General features: G+C 72.0%; 12 protein-coding genes. 1 reads left to right on the forward strand and 11 read right to left on the reverse strand.

Features of this window, described 5'->3' with window-relative positions:
- Positions 1–132: 132 nt before the first annotated feature.
- From tmk to bldG, 8 genes are all read right to left on the reverse strand, one after another.
- Complete coding sequence (gene tmk / locus ACFYXE_RS15905) at positions 133–3,435, reverse strand: dTMP kinase (protein ID WP_389312790.1); 3,303 nt, start codon at positions 3,433–3,435, stop codon at positions 133–135.
- 146 nt (positions 3,436–3,581) lie between these two features.
- Positions 3,582–6,425, reverse strand: a complete 2,844-nt coding sequence (gene topA / locus ACFYXE_RS15910) for a type I DNA topoisomerase (protein ID WP_361179339.1) — start codon at positions 6,423–6,425, stop codon at positions 3,582–3,584.
- 440 nt (positions 6,426–6,865) lie between these two features.
- The gene (locus ACFYXE_RS15915) at positions 6,866–7,063 is read right to left on the reverse strand and encodes a hypothetical protein (RefSeq protein ID WP_361179341.1); all 198 of its coding nucleotides are present in this window, start codon (positions 7,061–7,063) and stop codon (positions 6,866–6,868) included.
- A 360-nt stretch (positions 7,064–7,423) separates the two neighbouring features.
- The gene (locus tag ACFYXE_RS15920; protein WP_389312793.1) at positions 7,424–8,938 is read right to left on the reverse strand and encodes a methyltransferase; all 1,515 of its coding nucleotides are present in this window, start codon (positions 8,936–8,938) and stop codon (positions 7,424–7,426) included.
- Positions 8,939–9,138: 200 nt separating this feature from the next.
- Entirely contained in the window at positions 9,139–9,726 is a 588-nt protein-coding gene (locus tag ACFYXE_RS15925; protein WP_361179345.1) for a small secreted protein, read from the reverse strand.
- 267 nt (positions 9,727–9,993) lie between these two features.
- Complete coding sequence (locus ACFYXE_RS15930; protein WP_389312795.1) at positions 9,994–12,396, reverse strand: sodium-translocating pyrophosphatase; 2,403 nt, start codon at positions 12,394–12,396, stop codon at positions 9,994–9,996.
- Positions 12,397–12,970: 574 nt separating this feature from the next.
- Positions 12,971–13,411: an ATP-binding protein gene (locus tag ACFYXE_RS15935; protein WP_389312797.1), complete on the reverse strand. Its 441-nt coding sequence runs from the start codon at positions 13,409–13,411 to the stop codon at positions 12,971–12,973.
- Between the two features lie 156 nt (positions 13,412–13,567).
- Positions 13,568–13,909, reverse strand: coding sequence for an anti-sigma factor antagonist BldG (bldG, locus tag ACFYXE_RS15940; RefSeq protein ID WP_005475923.1), 342 nt, complete (start codon positions 13,907–13,909; stop codon positions 13,568–13,570).
- 80 nt (positions 13,910–13,989) lie between these two features.
- On the opposite strand from bldG, the gene ACFYXE_RS15945 reads away from it, so the two are divergent.
- Complete coding sequence (locus ACFYXE_RS15945) at positions 13,990–16,485, forward strand: DEAD/DEAH box helicase (protein WP_389312800.1); 2,496 nt, start codon at positions 13,990–13,992, stop codon at positions 16,483–16,485.
- A gap of 325 nt (positions 16,486–16,810) precedes the next feature.
- Here ACFYXE_RS15945 and ACFYXE_RS15950 read toward each other — a convergent pair whose 3' ends face one another.
- Genes ACFYXE_RS15950 through ACFYXE_RS15960 form a run of 3 tightly spaced genes read right to left on the reverse strand, consistent with a single transcriptional unit; the run spans position 16,811 to position 17,830 of the window.
- Positions 16,811–17,167, reverse strand: coding sequence for an Rv3654c family TadE-like protein (locus ACFYXE_RS15950; RefSeq protein ID WP_389312802.1), 357 nt, complete (start codon positions 17,165–17,167; stop codon positions 16,811–16,813).
- On the reverse strand, positions 17,164–17,568 hold the full coding sequence (locus ACFYXE_RS15955) for a TadE family type IV pilus minor pilin (protein WP_389312804.1): 405 nt from the start codon (positions 17,566–17,568) through the stop codon (positions 17,164–17,166). The genes ACFYXE_RS15950 and ACFYXE_RS15955 overlap by 4 nt, the downstream gene beginning before the upstream one ends.
- On the reverse strand, positions 17,555–17,830 hold the full coding sequence (locus ACFYXE_RS15960; RefSeq protein ID WP_389312806.1) for a DUF4244 domain-containing protein: 276 nt from the start codon (positions 17,828–17,830) through the stop codon (positions 17,555–17,557). The genes ACFYXE_RS15955 and ACFYXE_RS15960 overlap by 14 nt, the downstream gene beginning before the upstream one ends.
- Between the last annotated feature and the right edge of the window lie 21 nt (positions 17,831–17,851).

Consider the following 17,851-nt stretch of genomic DNA (forward strand, 5'->3'; position numbering starts at 1 on the left):
AACGGACGGACGTACACCGGACTGCCCATTGTGGAGTACGGCACTGACAACGCCGTCCGCCCGGCGCTCGATCGCGCCGGACGGACGGCGTCCGGATTACTTCGGGACCTTCTGCCGCCCGGGCTCAGCGGCTCAGCGGCCCTTCCGGCCGCGGCCGCCACGGCCTCCGCGACCGCCCCGGCCGCCTTCGCCCTCGTCCTCATCGTCCTCGGGCGACCCGAGCAGTTCGTCCGCGAGCGACGGCAGGTCGTCCAGCGGGGTCTCCTCCGCCCAGTCGGAGCGGGGCCGCCGGGGCACACCCTGCTCGTCGACCTGGGGCAGCTCGCGGGTGCGCTCGTTGGGGCCGTCCGGCGAGGGGCGCTCGTCGCGGAAGTAGCCCGGCGGAACCTTGTCCTCCCGGGTGACGGGGAGCACGGCGGTCTCGTCCGCCGCTCCCTCGGGCGCGGGCGGCTGCGGAAGCACCTCGGTGTCCTCGGGGCCGGGACCCCGGGAGCCCACCGCGGGCAGCACGGCCGTGTCGTCGGAGATCGCGGGCAGGACCGCCGTCTCGTCGGCCGCCCCCGCGGGCAGTGCCACCACCGGCGTGGGCACGGTGGTCTCGTTGTCGGGCACGGGAGCGTCGGGCACGGATGCGTTCGCCGCGGCGGGCTGCGCCGGAGCGGCGGACCCGGTGGACGCCGACGCGCCGGACTTCGACGCGCCGGACTTGGACGTGCCGGACTTCGACCCGGCAGGCGCGGACCCTGCCGACGCCGAGGTCGCCGGCGCCGAGGTCCCCGACGCGGGCTTCGCCGGAGTCGGCTTGGCCGGCGCGCGCGGCGGTGTGGCCGGCTTGGCCGGAGTCGCCGCCGCGGCCGCCGAGGCCGCGGCGAGCCGCCGCGCCTCCTCGGCCCGCAGCAGGGCCTCCTCGGCCTTGCGCTGCTTCTCGAGCCTGCGCTCCTCGGCCTCGGCGCGCAGCCGCGCCTCCTCCTCGGCCTCCCGCTTGCGGCGCGCTTCCTCCGCGGCCCGCACCTTCTCCTCGGCGAGCAGCCTGGCCTTCTCCTCCTCGGCCTTGCGCCGGGCCTCCTCGGCCCGCTTCCTGGCCTCCTCGGCCTGCCGCTCGGCCTCGCGGCGCTGGGCCTCCTCCAGCTCGCGCCGCTTGCGCTCCTCCTCCTCGGCGCGCAGCTTGGCGAGCTGCTCCTGGCGCTCGCGCTCCAGGCGCTCCTCCTCGGCCTTGCGCGCGGCCTCTTCCTCGGCCTTGCGCCGGGCCTCCTCCTCGGCGGCCTTGCGGGCCTCCTCCTGCGCCTTCACCTCGGCCTCGGAGAGCGGCAGCACGAGGTCGAGCCGATGCCGGATCACGGTGCTGACCGCCTCCGGCTCCTGGGCGGCGTCGACGATCAGGTACCGCCCGGGGTCACCGGCGGCGAGCGTGAGGAAACCGGAGCGCACGCGCGCGTGGAACTCGGCGGGCTCCGACTCCAGGCGGTCGGGCGCCTCCGTGAACCGCTCGCGGGCGGCCTCCGGGGACACGTCGAGCAGGCAGGTCAGGTTCGGTACGAGGCCACCGGTCGCCCAGCGGTTGATGCGGGCGATCTCGGTGGGCGACAGGTCGCGGCCCGCACCCTGGTAGGCGACGGACGAGTCGATGTAGCGGTCGGAGATGACCACGGCGCCGCGCTCCAGGGCGGGGCGTACGACGGTGTCGACGTGCTCCGCGCGGTCGGCGGCGTACAGCAGGGCCTCGGCGCGGTGCGAGAGGCCGGCCGAGGACACGTCGAGGAGGATCGAGCGCAGCCGCTTGCCGACGGGCGTGGCCCCCGGCTCGCGGGTGACGACGACCTCGTGGCCCTTGGCGCGGATCCACTCGGCGAGCGCCTCGGCCTGCGTCGACTTGCCGGCGCCGTCGCCGCCCTCCAGGGCGATGAAGAAGCCGGTGGCGCAGGGCGCCTGCGCCGGGTCGTCGCCGCCGCGCAGCGCGTCGAGCAGGTCGTGCCGGAGCGGCACGCCCTGGCGGTCGTCGGCCTTGGCGAGGACCAGCGCGGCCACCGGGAGCAGCAGCGCGCCGACGAGCATCAGCGTGAAGGCGGCGCCGCCGTGGTCGAAGACGAACTTGCCGTTGACCATGCGGTGCGGCCCGATCGCGGCGGCGACCACGGGGGCCACCAGCGCGCCGAGCGCGAGGACGAGGCGTACGACCGCCTGGAGGTGCTCCGTGGTGCGGGCCCTGCGGTAGTCCTCGACCTCCTGGTCGAGGAGGGCGTGGCCGATGTTCGCGGCGACGCCCGCGCTGACACCGGTCAGCAGCAGGAGCAGCAGGACGGTCGTCACGTCGGGCACGAGGCCCGCGGCGAGCAGCGCGATGCCGGTCAGGGCGATGGCGAGGGCCAGCAGGCGGCGGCGCGAGAGCGAGGGCAGCAGGCCGGGTGCCAGGCGGATGCCGAGCGCGGTGCCGCCGGTCAGGACGAGCACGATCAGGCCGTACGTGACGGGCCCGCCGCCCAGGTCCTTGGCGTGCAGCACGGCGACGGCGACGGCCGCCGCGACGGCTCCGGCGACGGCGGCGCAGGCCGTGACGAACAGCGGGATCGCGCCGGTGCGGCCCTTGTCGGTGCCGGTGCCGGTGCGGGGCCTGCGCAGGCCCTCCAGGGGGCTGCGCGCGCGGGGCGTCTGGGTGGCGGGGATTTCGAGGAAGTAGATGATCGACAGCGCCGCGGCGAAGAGGCCGGCCGCCACGAAGGAGGCGAGTCCGGCCTGGTGCAGCTCGAACCAGTCGAGCCCGGCGCCCAGCAGGTTGCCGATGAGGGTGATGGCGACGAGGGCCGCGGCCGCGAGGGGCAGCGCGAGGAATCCCGTGCGCAGGGAGAGGCGGCGCAGCGCGTCCATGTGGTCGGGCAGCGGCCGGACCGTGGCGCCCTCCAGGGGCGGAGCGGGCAGCAGCGCGGGTGCCGCGCTCTCCCGGGCGACCGTCCAGAAGCGCTCGGCGACGCCGACGACGAAGGACGTCACCAGGATCGCCGCGAGGGCGTTGTCCGGGGTCCAGTCGATCCACAGCGGGGCGACGATGAGCAGGGCGGCCCGTACGCCGTCGGCGCCGACCATGGTCCAGCGCCGGTCGAGCGGGCCGTCGGGTGAGGTCAGTGAGGTGAGGGGCCCGAGAAGCACCGCTCCGAAGAGCAGCGTCGACAGGACGCGTGCTCCGAAGACGGCGGTGACGGCGAAGGCCACACCCCGGTAGCCGCTGCCGAAGGCTCCTTCGGAGATGGCCGACTGGAGCGCGAGGATCACCAGGACGAGCAGTGCCAGCGCGTCGCCGACACTGTCGACGAGCTGTGCGCTCCACAACCTCTTCAGCTGCGGTACGCGCAGCAAGGCGCGGACGGCACGCTCTCGGGAATCTGCGACCAGGGCGTCGTCGGGGGCCGGGATTCCGGCCGTTGGCTGCTCGGCACGCGTCATCCGTCCAGCCTATCTGGACGGGATACCTCCCTGCGGAGCCACCCGAACAAACGACCGTCCTGTCCGCATGCAGGCGAGACGTGCGTTTTCGGTGGCTCTCCGCCGGTGTCGGGCGCCTGTGTGCGAGGCGCCCGACCAGGGGAAGGTCAGTCCTCCGAAGAGGCCGTCGAGGCCGTCTTGGAAGCCACCGCCTTCTTGGCGGTGGTCTTCTTGGCGGCCGTCTTCGTAGTCGTCGTCTTCTTGGCGGCCGTCTTCTTGGCAGCGGTCTTCTTCGCCGGTGCCTTCTTGGCGGGCGCCTTCTTCGCGGCCTTCTTGGCGGTCTTCTTCGCGGGCCCCTTGGCCCGCTTCTCCGCCAGGAGCTCGTAGCCGCGCTCGGCGGTGATGTCCTCGACGGAGTCGGCGGCCCGCAGGGTGGCGTTGGTCTCGCCGTCGGTGACGTACGCCCCGAAGCGGCCGTCCTTGACGACGACCGGCTTTCCGCTGACCGGGTCCTCGCCGAGCTCCTTCAGCGGCGGCTTGGCGGCGGCGCGCCCCCGCTGCTTGGGCTTGGAGTAGATCTCCAGGGCCTCTTCGAGCGTGATGGTGAAGAGCTGGTCCTCGGTGTCGATCGACCGGGAGTCCGTGCCCTTCTTCAGGTACGGGCCGTAGCGGCCGTTCTGCGCGGTGATCTCGACGCCCTCGGCGTCGGCGCCGACCACGCGCGGCAGGGACATCAGCTTGAGGGCGTCCGCCAGGGTGACCGTGTCGAGCGACATGGTCTTGAAGAGGGAGGCCGTGCGCGGCTTGACCGCGTTCTTGCCGGTCTTCGGGGTGCCCTCGGGGAGGATCTCCGTCACGTACGGGCCGTAGCGGCCGTCCTTGGCGACGATCTGGTGGCCGCTCTGCGGGTCCGCGCCCAGCTCGAAGTCGCCGCTCGGCTTGGCGAGCAGCTCCTCCGCGTACTCGACGGTCAGCTCGTCGGGCGCCAGGTCGTCGGGGACGTCGGCGCGCTGGTGGTTCTCGGAGTCGCGCTCGCCCCGCTCGATGTAGGGGCCGTAGCGGCCGACGCGCAGCACGATGTCGCTGCCGACGGGGAAGGACGACACCTCGCGGGCGTCGATCGCGCCGAGGTCGGTGACGAGCTCCTTGAGGCCGCCCAGGTGGTCGCCGTCGCCGTTGCCCGCGTCGGCGGCGCCGCCGGAGCCCTCGCCCTCGCCGAAGTAGAAGCGCCGCAGCCACGGCACGGCCTGCGCCTCGCCCCGCGCGATGCGGTCGAGGTCGTCCTCCATCTTGGCGGTGAAGTCGTAGTCGACGAGCCGGCCGAAGTGCTTCTCCAGGAGGTTGACGACGGCGAACGACAGGAAGGAGGGCACGAGGGCCGTCCCCTTCTTGAAGACGTAGCCGCGGTCGAGGATCGTGCCGATGATCGACGCGTACGTCGACGGGCGGCCGATCTCGCGCTCTTCGAGCTCCTTGACCAGCGAGGCCTCGGTGTAGCGGGCCGGGGGCTTGGTGGCGTGGCCGTCGACCGAGATCTCCTCGGCGGACAGCGCGTCGCCCTCGGCCACCTGCGGCAGACGGCGCTCGCGGTCGTCCAGCTCCGCGTTGGGGTCGTCCGCGCCCTCGACGTACGCCTTGAGGAAGCCGTGGAAGGTGATGGTCTTGCCGGACGCGCTGAACTCGGCGTCGCGGCCGTCGGAGGCGCGGCCACCGATCTTGACGGTGACCGAGTTGCCCGTCGCGTCCTTCATCTGGGAGGCGACGGTCCGCTTCCAGATGAGCTCGTAGAGGCGGAACTGGTCGCCGGTCAGACCGGTCTCGGCGGGCGTGCGGAAACGATCACCCGACGGGCGGATCGCCTCGTGCGCCTCCTGCGCGTTCTTGACCTTGCCGGCGTACGTGCGCGGCTTGTCCGGCAGGTAGTCGCTGCCGTACAGCTGCGTGACCTGCGCACGGGCGGCGGTGACCGCCGTGTCGGACAGGGTCGTGGAGTCCGTACGCATGTAGGTGATGAAGCCGTTCTCGTACAGCTTCTGGGCCACCTGCATGGTGGCCTTCGCGCCGAAGCCGAGCTTGCGGCTCGCCTCCTGCTGCATCGTCGTCGTACGGAAGGGCGCGTACGGCGAGCGGCGGTACGGCTTCGACTCGACGGAGCGTACGGAGAACCGCGTGTCCTGGAGGGCGGCGGCCAGCGCGCGGGCGTTCGCCTCGTCCAGGTGGAGGGTGTTCGCGCTGCCGGGCTTCAGCTGTCCGAGGGAGCTGAAGTCGCGGCCCTGCGCGATGCGCTTGCCGTCGACCGTGGTGAGGCGGGCGACCAGCTGCGAGGGGTCGGAGGCGTCACCGGCGCGGCCGGTGCCGAAGGTGCCGGTCAGGTCCCAGTACTCGGCGGAGCGGAAGGCGATGCGCTCGCGCTCCCGCTCGACGACGAGGCGGGTGGCGACGGACTGCACCCGGCCCGCGGACAGCCGCGGCATGACCTTCTTCCACAGGACCGGCGAGACCTCGTAGCCGTAGAGGCGGTCGAGGATGCGGCGGGTCTCCTGGGCGTCGACCATGCGCTTGTTGAGCTCGCGCGGGTTGGCGACGGCGCTGCGGATCGCGTCCTTGGTGATCTCGTGGAAGACCATCCGGTGGACGGGGACCTTGGGCTTCAGGACCTCGAGAAGGTGCCACGCGATGGCTTCGCCCTCGCGGTCCTCATCGGTGGCGAGGAAGAGTTCGTCGGAGTCCTTCAGGAGGTCCTTGAGCTTCTTGACCTGCGCCTTCTTGTCGGCGTTGACGACATAGATGGGCTGGAAGTCGTGCTCGACGTCCACGCCGAGGCGGCGCACCTCGCCGGTGTACTTCTCGGGCACCTCCGCGGCGCCGTTGGGGAGGTCGCGGATGTGCCCGACGCTGGCCTCGACTACGTAGCCGGGGCCGAGGTAGCTCTTGATCGTCTTCGCCTTGGCAGGCGACTCGACGATGACGAGTCGGCGGCCGCCCTGTGCGGTCTCGCTGGTCGGGGACAACTTCGCTCTTCTCTCCGGTCGACGCTCGGTGGCAGTGCGCGGCGGCAATGCCCATGGGCACTGATCAGTCGTACCGCCGGGCGCGGTGCGCGGTGGCGATGCTCGTGGCAGTGCGCTGACAGTGCCCGCATGGCTTGCGTTGCGCTGTCGCTGCGGAGTGTGACGGTACATCCCGCCCCCGTGTCAAACGGGAAAAGCCCGCAACGGCCACTCGAACGGTAACCCGACTACCGCCATTCCTGCCGCCCGGAGTAACGAGCCGCTGTTCCGGCGCCCGGCCCGGCCACGCGCCCGGCGACACCTGTGTGATCACCGGGAACAGGGGGTCCACCGGGGTGGAAGATGAGCGTCCGCCCTGCCGGGACACGGCGGTCCGGACAACCGGAAGGAAAGGGTCCGGCGCGCCGCCGAGGCCGCGGCACGACCGTCCCGCGGCCCGCTCAGAGCCGCGTGAAGCACCACACGCCGAGGAGCAGGGCGCCGGATCCGGCCAGCGCGGCGAGGGTCGCCGATGCGACGGGGTTCACACCCTGGGCGACGGGGGCGCGGTGCGCGACACGCGCGCCGGTCCACAGCAGCAGCCCGGCGCCGAACAGTGCGAACACCGTTCCCGCGAAGATCGCAGGTCCGCTCTCCATGGTCGTGCCCTCCCGTGCCGAGTTCCCCTGCCGGGAGGCTGGCACGCGCGGGAATCGGGCGGGCGACATCGGGGTGAACGGCGGACGGACCGCCCGTGCCACCTGGGCCGGGGCCCGCATCGGGCGACCGCCGGCCCGCCCCCGACGCGCCCGGTCCGCACCCGACGCGCCCGGTCCGCACCCGACGTGCCCGGTCCGCACCCCACGTGCCCGACCCGCATACGAAACGGCCGTTCCGCACCCGAAATGGCCGCTCCGCACCTGAAATGCCCGGCGCGAAGCTGAAATGCCCGGTGCGGACCGAATGTTGGCCGAATTACCGCCGTATGCCCCCGGTGCACGCCGGAGCGGCCACCGGCCCTACGCCTGGACGGGCAGCAGGAAGCCCTGCTCGACGAGGAGCCTGATCTGCGCGGGCGTCCGGTCCCGCAGCAACACCGGGTCCTCCCCGACCAGTTGTGCGATGGCGTCCAGGATCCGCCCGGCGCTCAGCGTGCCGTCGCACACGCCCGCGAACCCGGCGCCGACGGTGTCCACCTTGGTGGCCCGCCGCATCCCGCGGTTCTGGCGCAGCACGACGTGCTCGGGGTCCTCGGCGCCCGGCAGCCCGACCTGCTCCTGCACGACCTCGCCGGCGAGCTTGAAGTGCCCGGCGAGCAGTGCGGCGTCGTCGTGCGAGCGCAGGTACTCCTGGCGCTCGAAGAACTCCCGCACCGTGTCGCCGAGCGGCTGCTCGACGGGGTGCGGCCACTCCTCGACGGTGACGGACGGCTCGGCGGCCCCGGTCTTCCTGAGCGTGATCCAGCCGAACCCGACGGCCCGCGTGCCCCGCGCCTCGAACTCGTCCAGCCACGCGTCGTACCGTTCGGCGTACCGCGCGGGATCCGTGCGGTGGTCCCCCGCGTCGCGCAGCCAGAGCTCGGCGTACTGCGTGATGTCCTGCACCTCGCGCTGCACGATCCAGGCGTCGCAGCCGCGCGGCACCCAGGAGCGCAGACGGTCCTGCCACTCCTCGCCCGCCACGTGCTGCCAGTTGGCCAGGAAGTGCGCGTACCCCCCTTCGTTCAACCGCTCCCCCGCCTCCTGAACGAGCGACCGGCACAGATCGTCCCCGCCCATCCCGCCGTCCCGGTAGGTGAGCCGGGCGCCCGGCGAGATCACGAAGGGCGGGTTCGACACGATCAGGTCGTACGTCTCGTCGGCCACCGGCTCGAAGAGCGAGCCCTCGCGCAGGTCGGCCTCCGGGGCGCCGGACAGCGCCAGGGTGAGCCGGGTGAAGCGCAGCGCCCGGGGGTTGAGGTCGGTCGCGGTCACGCGCGTGGCGTGCTGGGCGGCGTGCAGTGCCTGGATGCCGGAGCCGGTGCCGAGGTCGAGGGCGCTCGCGACGGGCGTGCGCACGGTGAGGCCGGCGAGCGTGGTGGACGCGCCGCCGACGCCGAGCACGACGCCTTCCTCGTGGCTGCCGATGCCGCCGGCGCCGCCGACCGCGCAGCCGAGGTCGGAGACGATGAACCAGTCCTCGCCGCCCGGCCCGCCGTAGGGCCGCACGTCCACGGTCGCCCGCAGCGCGCCGTCCCGCTCGGTCAGCCAGCCGCTCGCCAGGAGGGTGTCGACGGGCAGGACGTCGGCCACGCGCGCGTGGGGCACCGATTCCTGCAGCAGGAACAGCCGTACGAGCGCCGGAAGGGCCCCGTCCCCGCGGGTGGCGCGCAGCGCGGGCACGGTCTCGCTGCGGGCGAGGGCGGCGTACGCGGACGCGCCGAGCAGTTCGAGCAGCCCGTCGGCGGTGAAGTCGGCACCGATCAGGGCGCCCCGCAGAGAGGCGGCCGCGTCGGCGTGGTCGGACGAGGGCAGGGGGAGGCTGGCGTTACTCACGCCTCCATTGTGTCCCGTGCGCCCTCCCACGGCCCCTGCCGAGCGCACACGCCCCCGGTGCCGTCCTGGGCACCGGGGGCGTGACGGGCGTACGAGACGTGCGGGACGTGCGGAATGCGGCCGTGCGGAACACGGTCGTGCTCGACACCGGCGTACGGGACGTGCGGCCGGAAGAGAAGGAGGCGTGCGGGCGGGAGGGGCTAGCTCTTGGCGGACGGCGTGGCGGACGCGCTCTTGCAGCTGTCCTGCTTGCCCATCGCCTTGCCGACCTCGCCCTCCTGCAGCTTCTCCAGGGCCTCGTTGCCGCTCTTGCTCAGCTTGTCCAGGTCGCCCGCCACGTCCTTGAGGCCGTCGGCGAAGTCCGCCTGGTTCTTCGTGTCCAGGCCGTCGACCTGCTTCTTCAGCTTCTCGTACGACGAGGAGATCGCGTTGAGCTCCTTGACGGCGTCGTCCGTCTTCTTTTGTCCGTCGTCGACCGGCGGCGCACCGGCGCTCTTCACGGCGCTGCCCATCGACTTGTAGGCGTCGGACATGTCCTGGAACGCCTTGGAGTCCGTCTTCTGGACGTCCGACGGCGAGCTGTTGTCGGAGGTCTGCTTCTGGATGGCGGCGTTGGCGTCCGCGATCTTCTTGGACTGGGGCTGCACGGAGTCGCAGACCTTCTTGGCCCAGTCGTCCAGCTTCTTGTTGTCGCCGTCGTCACTGCACCCGGACAACGCGAGTACCAGTACCGCACCGCCGGACAGTGCGGCTGCAAGCTTCTTGTTCACCGGATTGGTCCCTTCCATGGCTCTCGGCCCCGGAACTTACACGCCAACTGGGCGACATCAGCATGCCGGGGGCCCGGTACAACCGCTATTGCAGCCATTTGCACCAAGCGGCGTACGAGCGGGGCGCGCGAGAGAAGGCTCACGACCCGTCACCTACGACGACGGGCGGACGACGCCTCAAAAAGCGCCGTCCGCCCGCGTGTTGGGCAGATCCTGACCCCACGTCACCGAACCGGGGCCGCGGCCCCCGGATGCGCGGGGTCCCTTGACCGGGTGAGGGCCCCCTTACGAGACCACGGCCGGGTCGGCCGGTTTCGCCACCCGGTCCGCGTCCTCGTCGTCGCCCACGGCGATGCCGCGCCGTTTGGAGACGTAGACCGCGCCGATGATGATCACGATGGAGAGCACCGCGATCAGCACCCGCATCCCGACGCTGGCGTCGTCCCCGTAGCTGAACTTGATGACCGCGGGCGCGATGAGCAGCGCCACCAGGTTCATCACCTTCAGCAGGGGGTTGATCGCCGGGCCCGCGGTGTCCTTGAACGGGTCGCCGACCGTGTCGCCGATGACGGTCGCGGCGTGCGCCTCGCTGCCCTTGCCGCCGTGGTGGCCGTCCTCGACGAGCTTCTTGGCGTTGTCCCAGGCGCCGCCGGAGTTGGCCAGGAAGACGGCCATGAGCGTGCCCGTGCCGATCGCGCCCGCGAGGAACGAGCCGAGCGCGCCGACCCCGAGCGAGAAGCCGACCGCGATCGGCGTGAGCACGGCGAGCAGACCCGGGGTGGCCAGCTCGCGCAGCGCGTCCTTGGTGCAGATGTCGACGACGCGCCCGTACTCCGGCTCCTCGGTGTAGTCCATGATCCCGGGGTGCTCGCGGAACTGCCGCCGCACCTCGTAGACGACCGCGCCCGCCGACCGCGACACCGCGTTGATCGCGAGACCCGAGAAGAGGAAGACGACCGCGGCGCCGAGGATGAGCCCGACCAGGTTGTTCGGCTGTGAGATGTCCATCACCAGGTTCATCGGGGCGCCGTCGCCGAGCTTCTCGCCGACGTCCTTGGCCGCCTCCGCGATGGCGTCGCGGTACGACCCGAAGAGCGCCGAGGCCGCGAGGACCGCGGTCGCGATGGCGATGCCCTTGGTGATGGCCTTGGTGGTGTTGCCGACGGCGTCCAGGTCGGTGAGCACCTGCGCGCCCGCGCCCTCGACGTCACCGGACATCTCGGCGATGCCCTGCGCGTTGTCGGAGACCGGCCCGAAGGTGTCCATGGCGACGATGACGCCGACCGTGGTCAGCAGGCCGGTGCCGGCGAGCGCCACCGCGAAGAGGGCGAGCATGATCGACGTGCCGCCGAGCAGGAACGCCCCGTACACCCCGAGCGCGATCAGCAGCGCGGTGTAGACGGCCGACTCCAGGCCGATCGAGATGCCGGCGAGGACCACGGTGGCCGGGCCGGTCAGCGAGGTCTTCCCGATGTCCTGCACCGGGCGCCGGTTGGTCTCGGTGAAGTAGCCGGTCAGCTGCTGGATCAGCGCGGCCATCACGATGCCGATGGCCACGGCGACGAGCGCGAGGATCCGCGGATCGCCGTCGTGGACCTTGATCGCCGCGTCCGTGACGCCGTCGAGGTCCGCGTACGAGGACGGCAGGTACGCGAAGACCGCCCCGGCCACCAGCGCGAGCGAGATGAACGCGGAGATGAAGAACCCGCGGTTGATGGCGCTCATGCCGCTGCGGTCGGAGCGCCGGGGCGCCACCGCGAAGATGCCGATCATCGCCGTCACGACGCCGATGGCCGGGACGATCAGCGGGAACGCGAGCCCGGCGTCGCCGAACGCCACCTTGCCGAGGATCAGCGCGGCCACCAGCGTCACGGCGTACGACTCGAAGAGGTCGGCAGCCATGCCGGCGCAGTCGCCGACGTTGTCGCCCACGTTGTCGGCGATGGTCGCGGCATTGCGCGGATCGTCCTCCGGAATGCCCTGTTCGACCTTGCCGACCAGGTCGGCGCCGACGTCGGCGGCCTTGGTGAAGATGCCGCCGCCGACCCGCATGAACATCGCGATCAGCGCGGCGCCGAGGCCGAAGCCCTCCAGCACCTTCGGCGCGTCGGCCGCGTAGACGAGCACCACACAGGAGGCGCCCAGAAGACCGAGCCCCACCGTGAACATGCCGACGACGCCGCCCGTGCGGAAAGCGATCTTCATGGCCTTGTGCGAGACGGCGGTGAGATCCTTTTCGGGCTCGCCCTCCGCCGGAGTGGCCTCTCGGGCAGCGGCTGCCACGCGCACATTGCTGCGGACGGCGAGCCACATACCGATATAGCCGGTGGTCGCCGAGAACGCCGCTCCGATCAAGAAGAAGATCGATCGTCCGGCGCGCTGATTCCAGTCGTCCGCGGGCAGCAGCATGAGCAGGAAGAACACCACGACGGCGAATACGCCGAGCGTACGCAGCTGGCGTCCCAGATAGGCATTCGCGCCCACCTGGATCGCCTTCGCGATCTTCTTCATGCTGTCGGTGCCCTCGCTGGCCGCGAGCACCTGGCGCACCAGGACTCCCGCGACGGCGAGCGCCGCGAGCGCGACGACCCCGATGACCATCACGATGAGGCGATTGTCATCTGTCAGGACTGCGGCTGCGAAGGTTGAGGGATGGTCGATCTGATGAGGGGTAGAAAGCCCCGCCATTCGTCCTCCTTGACGCTTGGGCTGAGCTCAAGATGTGGACGGATTGTAGGGAGCGGAACCTGATCAAAACAGAGCACCACAAACGGAATTGACCTGAGATTGCTTCTCAGCAAATGATCGCCCTCGGTGATTGACTCCGAAAGAGGTAATGCCTCAAAAGCGTTGACGCTAGATCGTCGATCTACGTCAATTAGTGATCAGAAAAGGAAAGGCCCTGTTCATCGTGGGCAGGGCGGGGGTGGGGTGTCCGTCGCCACGAGGGGTCGGGGAGGCGTAGGAGCCGCCGGCGGGCGGGCCTGGAACGCCGCGGGGCGGTGAGGGCGCCCAGGGCAGTCTTCCCAGGGGCGATCCCCAGAGCGGGGTGAGGGCGCGGCCGGGGTGGCGAGGGCCGGGAAACTGGCCGGATCATGAGGTCGACCGGGGCAGGTGAGCCGCTCAAGCCGACGGGCCGACGGGGATTGGGCCGATGGGGGCCGCGCCGACGGGGAGCCGGTCGGTCAGGGGGCGGTGGAGACCCGTCGGTCAGGGGAGCAGTGGAGACCCGTCGGTCAGGGGAGCAGTGGAGACCCGTCGGTCAGGGGATCAGCGGGGCCGGGGTCGTCGGCCAGGTCATGCGGATGAGGCCGCCGGACTCGCCGGCCGTGACCTCCACGTCGTCCACGAGACCACTGATCACCGCGAGGCCCATCTCGTCCTCGCCCTCGGCGTCCGCGTCGTCACCGGCACCGAAGCCGGTACCGGGCACCCGCTCGCCGGGCGTGGACCGGGGCGCTTCGTCGCCGACCTCGATGGAGAACTGCTTCTCGTCCTCGATCAGCGCCACCCGCACCGGCGCGGACACGCCACTGCTCTGATGCAGGCCCACGGCGCGCGTGCAGGCCTCACCGACGGCGAGCCTGACCTCGTCGAGAACGGCCTCGTCCACTCCGGCCCTGCGCGCCACCGCGGCCGCCACCAGACGGGCGGTCCTGACGTGCTCGGGCAGCGCGCTGAAGCGGAGCTCAACGGTGGCCATGCATCCCCCTCGACATACGCACGTGCTGTCAGGGGGCCGGGCCCGCAGGCCCGGCCCCCTGCTGTACTGCCAAACTGCCGATCCGGGCCCAGCGGCCCGGAAGGTCCGGCTTCCGGTCGGCCGACGCGCGGCCGCCACTCAGTCGGTTGCCACCACTCAGTCGGTGGCCGCGACCGCTTCATCGACCGAGGTGTGAATGGGGAACACCTTGGTCAGGCCGGTGATGCGGAAGATCTTGAGAATGCGCTCCTGGTTGCAGACCAGGCGCAGCGAGCCCTCATGGGCACGCACACGCTTCAGGCCGCCGACCAGCACGCCGAGCCCGGTGGAGTCGAGGAAGTCCACGCCCTCCATGTCGACGACCAGGTGAAAACTGCCGTCGTTCACCAGCTCGACCAACTGCTCGCGCAGCTTGGGCGCGGTATATACATCGATTTCGCCACCGACCTCGACGACCGTACGATCGCCGACGGTACGGGTCGACAGGGACAGGTCCACGGATCCTCCAGCACCTTGCTATCGAGCGGTCATCCCTCGGGACACCTCGGCAGAGCCCCCAGGACGGATCGCCAGCCGCGATGGCATTCAATCACTTACCGGCAGGCATGCACGACGCCTTGGGACCATTGTCCATCCCGCCAGTGACACACTCGATGCCGATGGCCAAAATTTCTCCTCCCGGAGGACCCTCCGCGGGCGCCCCGGCACGCACGTCCCCGCGGACCGTTCTGGACCGGCTCACCGCGGGGCCGAGCCGTGCATCGCGCGTCACTCATACGGAGCACTTGCCCCCACGTGAGGCCCGGTATGCAGTCTGGCCCGACCGCATCCGTCCGGAGGTCATATCCGCGGTCCAGGCCTGCGGCATCGAGCACCCCTGGGCCCACCAGGCACGGGCCGCCGAGCACGCCCTGGACGGCGAGTCCGTGGTCGTCGCCACCGGCACCGCGTCGGGAAAGTCCCTGGCCTACCTCACCCCCGTCCTCTCCGCCCTCCTCGACGGCTCCGAGGCGCCCAACGGCCGCGGCACCACCGCCCTGTACCTGGCCCCCACCAAGGCCCTGGCCGCCGACCAGCGCCGGGCCGTCCGTGAGCTGGCCGCCCCGCTCGGCAACGCGGTGCGCCCCGCCGTGTACGACGGCGACACCCCCTTCGAAGAACGGGAATGGGTGCGGCAGTACGCCAACTACGTCCTGACCAACCCCGACATGCTGCACCGCGGGATCCTGCCGTCCCACCCGCGCTGGTCCTCCTTCCTGCGCGCCCTGCGCTACGTCGTCATCGACGAGTGCCACACCTACCGGGGCGTCTTCGGCTCCCACGTCGCCCAGGTCCTGCGCCGGCTGCGCCGCCTCTGCGCCCGCTACGGCTCCGATCCCGTCTTCCTCCTCGCCTCCGCCACCTCCGCCGATCCCGCCGCGTCCGCGGAGCGCCTCACCGGGCTGCCCGTCCACGAGGTCGCCGACGACGCCTCACCCCGCGGCGACCTCGTCTTCGCCCTCTGGGAGCCGCCTCTCACCGAACTCCACGGCGAGAAGGGCGCCCCCGTCCGCCGCACCGCCACCGCCGAGACGGCCGACCTCCTCACCGACCTGACCGTGCAGGGCGTCCGCTCCGTCGCCTTCGTACGCTCCCGGCGCGGCGCCGAACTGATCTCCGTCATCGCCAAGGAACGCCTCGCCGAGGTCGACCGCTCCCTGCCGCGCCGGGTCGCCGCCTACCGGGGCGGCTACCTCCCGGAAGAGCGCCGCGCCCTCGAACGCGCCCTCCACTCCGGCGAGCTCCTCGGCCTCGCCGCCACCACCGCCCTCGAACTCGGCGTCGACGTCTCGGGGTTGGACGCCGTCGTCATCGCCGGCTACCCGGGCACCCGGGCCTCCCTCTGGCAGCAGGCAGGACGGGCCGGACGGTCCGGGCAGGGCGCCCTTGCCGTCCTCGTCGCCCGCGACGATCCGCTGGACACGTACCTCGTCCACCACCCCGACGCGCTCTTCCGGCAGCCCGTGGAGTCCACGGTCCTCGACCCCGACAACCCCTACGTCCTCGCACCCCACCTCTGCGCCGCCGCCTCCGAACTTCCGCTGGCCGAGGACGACTTCGCCCTCTTCGGGCCCGCCGCCGAGGAGCTTCTGCCTCAGCTGGAGGCCGCGAAGCTGCTGCGCCGCCGGACCAAGGCCTGGCACTGGACCCGCCGCGAGCGGGCCGCCGACCTCACCGACATCCGCGGCGAGGGCGGGAAGCCCGTCCAGATCGTCGAGGAGGGCACGGGGCGGCTCCTCGGCACGGTCGACGCGTCCGCCGCGCACACCACCGTCCACGAAGGCGCGGTCCACCTCCATCAGGGAGGCACGTATCTCGTGCGCCACCTCGACCTGGACGACTCGGTGGCGCTGGTCGAGGAGGCCGTGCCGCCCTACTCCACGACCGCCCGCGACACGACGGCGATCTCCATCCTGGAGACGGACACGGAGATTCCCTGGGGCGCCGGGCGGCTCTGCTACGGCTCCGTCGAGGTCACCAACCAGGTCGTCTCCTTCCTCCGTCGCAAACTCATCACCGGCGAGGTGCTCGGCGAGACCAAACTCGACCTCCCTCCCCGCACGCTCCGTACGCGCGCGGTCTGGTGGACCGTGACCGAGGACCAACTCGACGCCGCCCGCATCAATCCCGAGATCCTCGGCGGCGCCCTGCACGCCGCCGAGCACGCCTCGATCGGCATGCTTCCGCTGTTCGCCACGTGTGACCGGTGGGACATCGGCGGCGTCTCCGTGCCGCTGCACCCGGACACGCTCCTTCCCACGGTCTTCGTGTACGACGGGCACCCCGGCGGGGCGGGCTTCGCCGAGCGGGCCTTCCACACGGCGCGGGAGTGGCTGACGGCTACCCGGCAGGCGATCGCCTCCTGCGAGTGCGAGGCGGGCTGTCCCTCGTGCATCCAGTCCCCCAAGTGCGGCAACGGCAACGACCCTCTGCACAAGCGGGGGGCCGTTCGGCTCCTTTCTGTGCTGTTGCGGGATGCGGGGGCGGGGGACGCGGGGGACGAGGCGAGGGGCGAGGGGCGAGGGGGCAGCTGAGGGCTAGGTGGGGCCGTCTGCGCCTTGGCCCGGTGGGTGGGGCGGGGCCGCGGGGGTATGTGCGTACTCGCTATCCCTGCGCCCCGCTGCACGAACAAAGACGCCATTGTTTCCTCGGTGCTCCGTGCGCACATACCCCCACGTCCCCTCCGGCCGGTTCGGCGGGTGCGGGGCGGTGGGGGGTGGTCCGTGGCTCCTCTCGGCGGTTGGGCGGGTGCGGGCCGGTGGGGCGCCCGTCGCGGGTGTCGTTCGGTGGTGCGGCCCGGTGGTACGCCGGCCTTGCGTGCGGGGTGGTGGTACGGCGTGCTTATGGGGTCGTGGGGTGTTACGGGTCGTGGGTGGGAGGGCCCGCTCGGGAGCTGATCGTTGCTGAGAACGGGCCCGCTCGGCTCGTGGCTGTGACCTCGGAGATCTCTCCTCGCACCACGCACCGCACGATCCGTGCGCCCTGTTCCTGCGCCACTCTCGCGGCCCCCGCGCACGCCCCGGTGGACCCCTCCTCCCAGCGGTCCGCCGCCGCGAGTGCCGCGAGGTCGGCCGCGCCGCCGGCCCGGTGCCGGGCCACGACCACCTGGGCCATCGCGAGTACCGCCCCGCAGATCACGCCGAGCACGGCCATGACGACGACCACCCACACCGTCGCGGCCCCTCGGTCCCGAGCCGCGTCACGTACGGGCCTCACGCGCTCACCCCCACCGTCTCCTCCGCCAACGCCACCGCCTCGGACCGCAGCCGCACGCCCAGGTTCAGCACCGCCGGGCCCGGCGCGTCCGCCGTCACCTCGACCCGGACCAAGTCGCCCTCGCGCCGCACGGTCACGCTCGCCCCGCGCGGCGCCGCCTGTCCTGCCGCCGCCACGGCCGCCTCGTCCGGGTCCTGCCGGGCCGCCGCCCGGGCACCGGCCCGGGCGGCGTCCACGCACTGGATCTGCGCGGAGACGGCGAGGAGGGTCCAGATCAGCGCCATGGTGAACAGCACCAGGGTCGGCAGCACCACGGCCGCCTCCGCCGTCACGAAGCCCCGGTCCGCTCCACGCCCCCGGAACCTGCCGTCCCGCTCCGTCGCCTCCTCAGAACGGGACATCGAGCGCCTTCTCCACGACCGCCTGCAGCGCCGCCCTGACCTGCCCGCTCGTCACCACCTTGTAGAGCAGACCGGCGAATCCCACCGCCGCGATCAGGCCCATCGCGTACTCGGACGTCACCATCCCGGCGTCGCCGCTCAGCGCGTCGGTGCGCCGCCTCAGTCGGGGCAGCCGCGCACGGGTCCGGTCCCTGTCGGTTCCTCGCGGCTGCTGCGCTTCCCTCCATGTCGTCTGCTTCACCCGCATCGTTCGCCCCCGCATGTCGATCTCCGTTTCCTCGGT

This window comes from Streptomyces sp. NPDC002564, assembly GCF_042889645.1.
Taxonomy (GTDB): domain Bacteria; phylum Actinomycetota; class Actinomycetes; order Streptomycetales; family Streptomycetaceae; genus Streptomyces.

Excerpts from the sequence above, each read along its gene's own strand:
- tmk (WP_389312790.1), bottom strand. The coding sequence starts at position 3,435 with ATGACGCGTGCCGAGCAGCCAACGGCCGGAATCCCGGCCCCCGACGAC.
- ACFYXE_RS15915 (WP_361179341.1), bottom strand. The coding sequence starts at position 7,063 with ATGGAGAGCGGACCTGCGATCTTCGCGGGAACGGTGTTCGCACTGTTC.
- ACFYXE_RS15925 (WP_361179345.1), bottom strand. The coding sequence starts at position 9,726 with ATGGAAGGGACCAATCCGGTGAACAAGAAGCTTGCAGCCGCACTGTCC.
- ACFYXE_RS15930 (WP_389312795.1), bottom strand. The coding sequence starts at position 12,396 with ATGGCGGGGCTTTCTACCCCTCATCAGATCGACCATCCCTCAACCTTC.
- ACFYXE_RS15935 (WP_389312797.1), bottom strand. The coding sequence starts at position 13,411 with ATGGCCACCGTTGAGCTCCGCTTCAGCGCGCTGCCCGAGCACGTCAGG.
- ACFYXE_RS15945 (WP_389312800.1), top strand. The coding sequence starts at position 13,990 with ATGGCATTCAATCACTTACCGGCAGGCATGCACGACGCCTTGGGACCA.
- ACFYXE_RS15955 (WP_389312804.1), bottom strand. The coding sequence starts at position 17,568 with ATGTCCCGTTCTGAGGAGGCGACGGAGCGGGACGGCAGGTTCCGGGGG.
- ACFYXE_RS15960 (WP_389312806.1), bottom strand. The coding sequence starts at position 17,830 with ATGCGGGGGCGAACGATGCGGGTGAAGCAGACGACATGGAGGGAAGCG.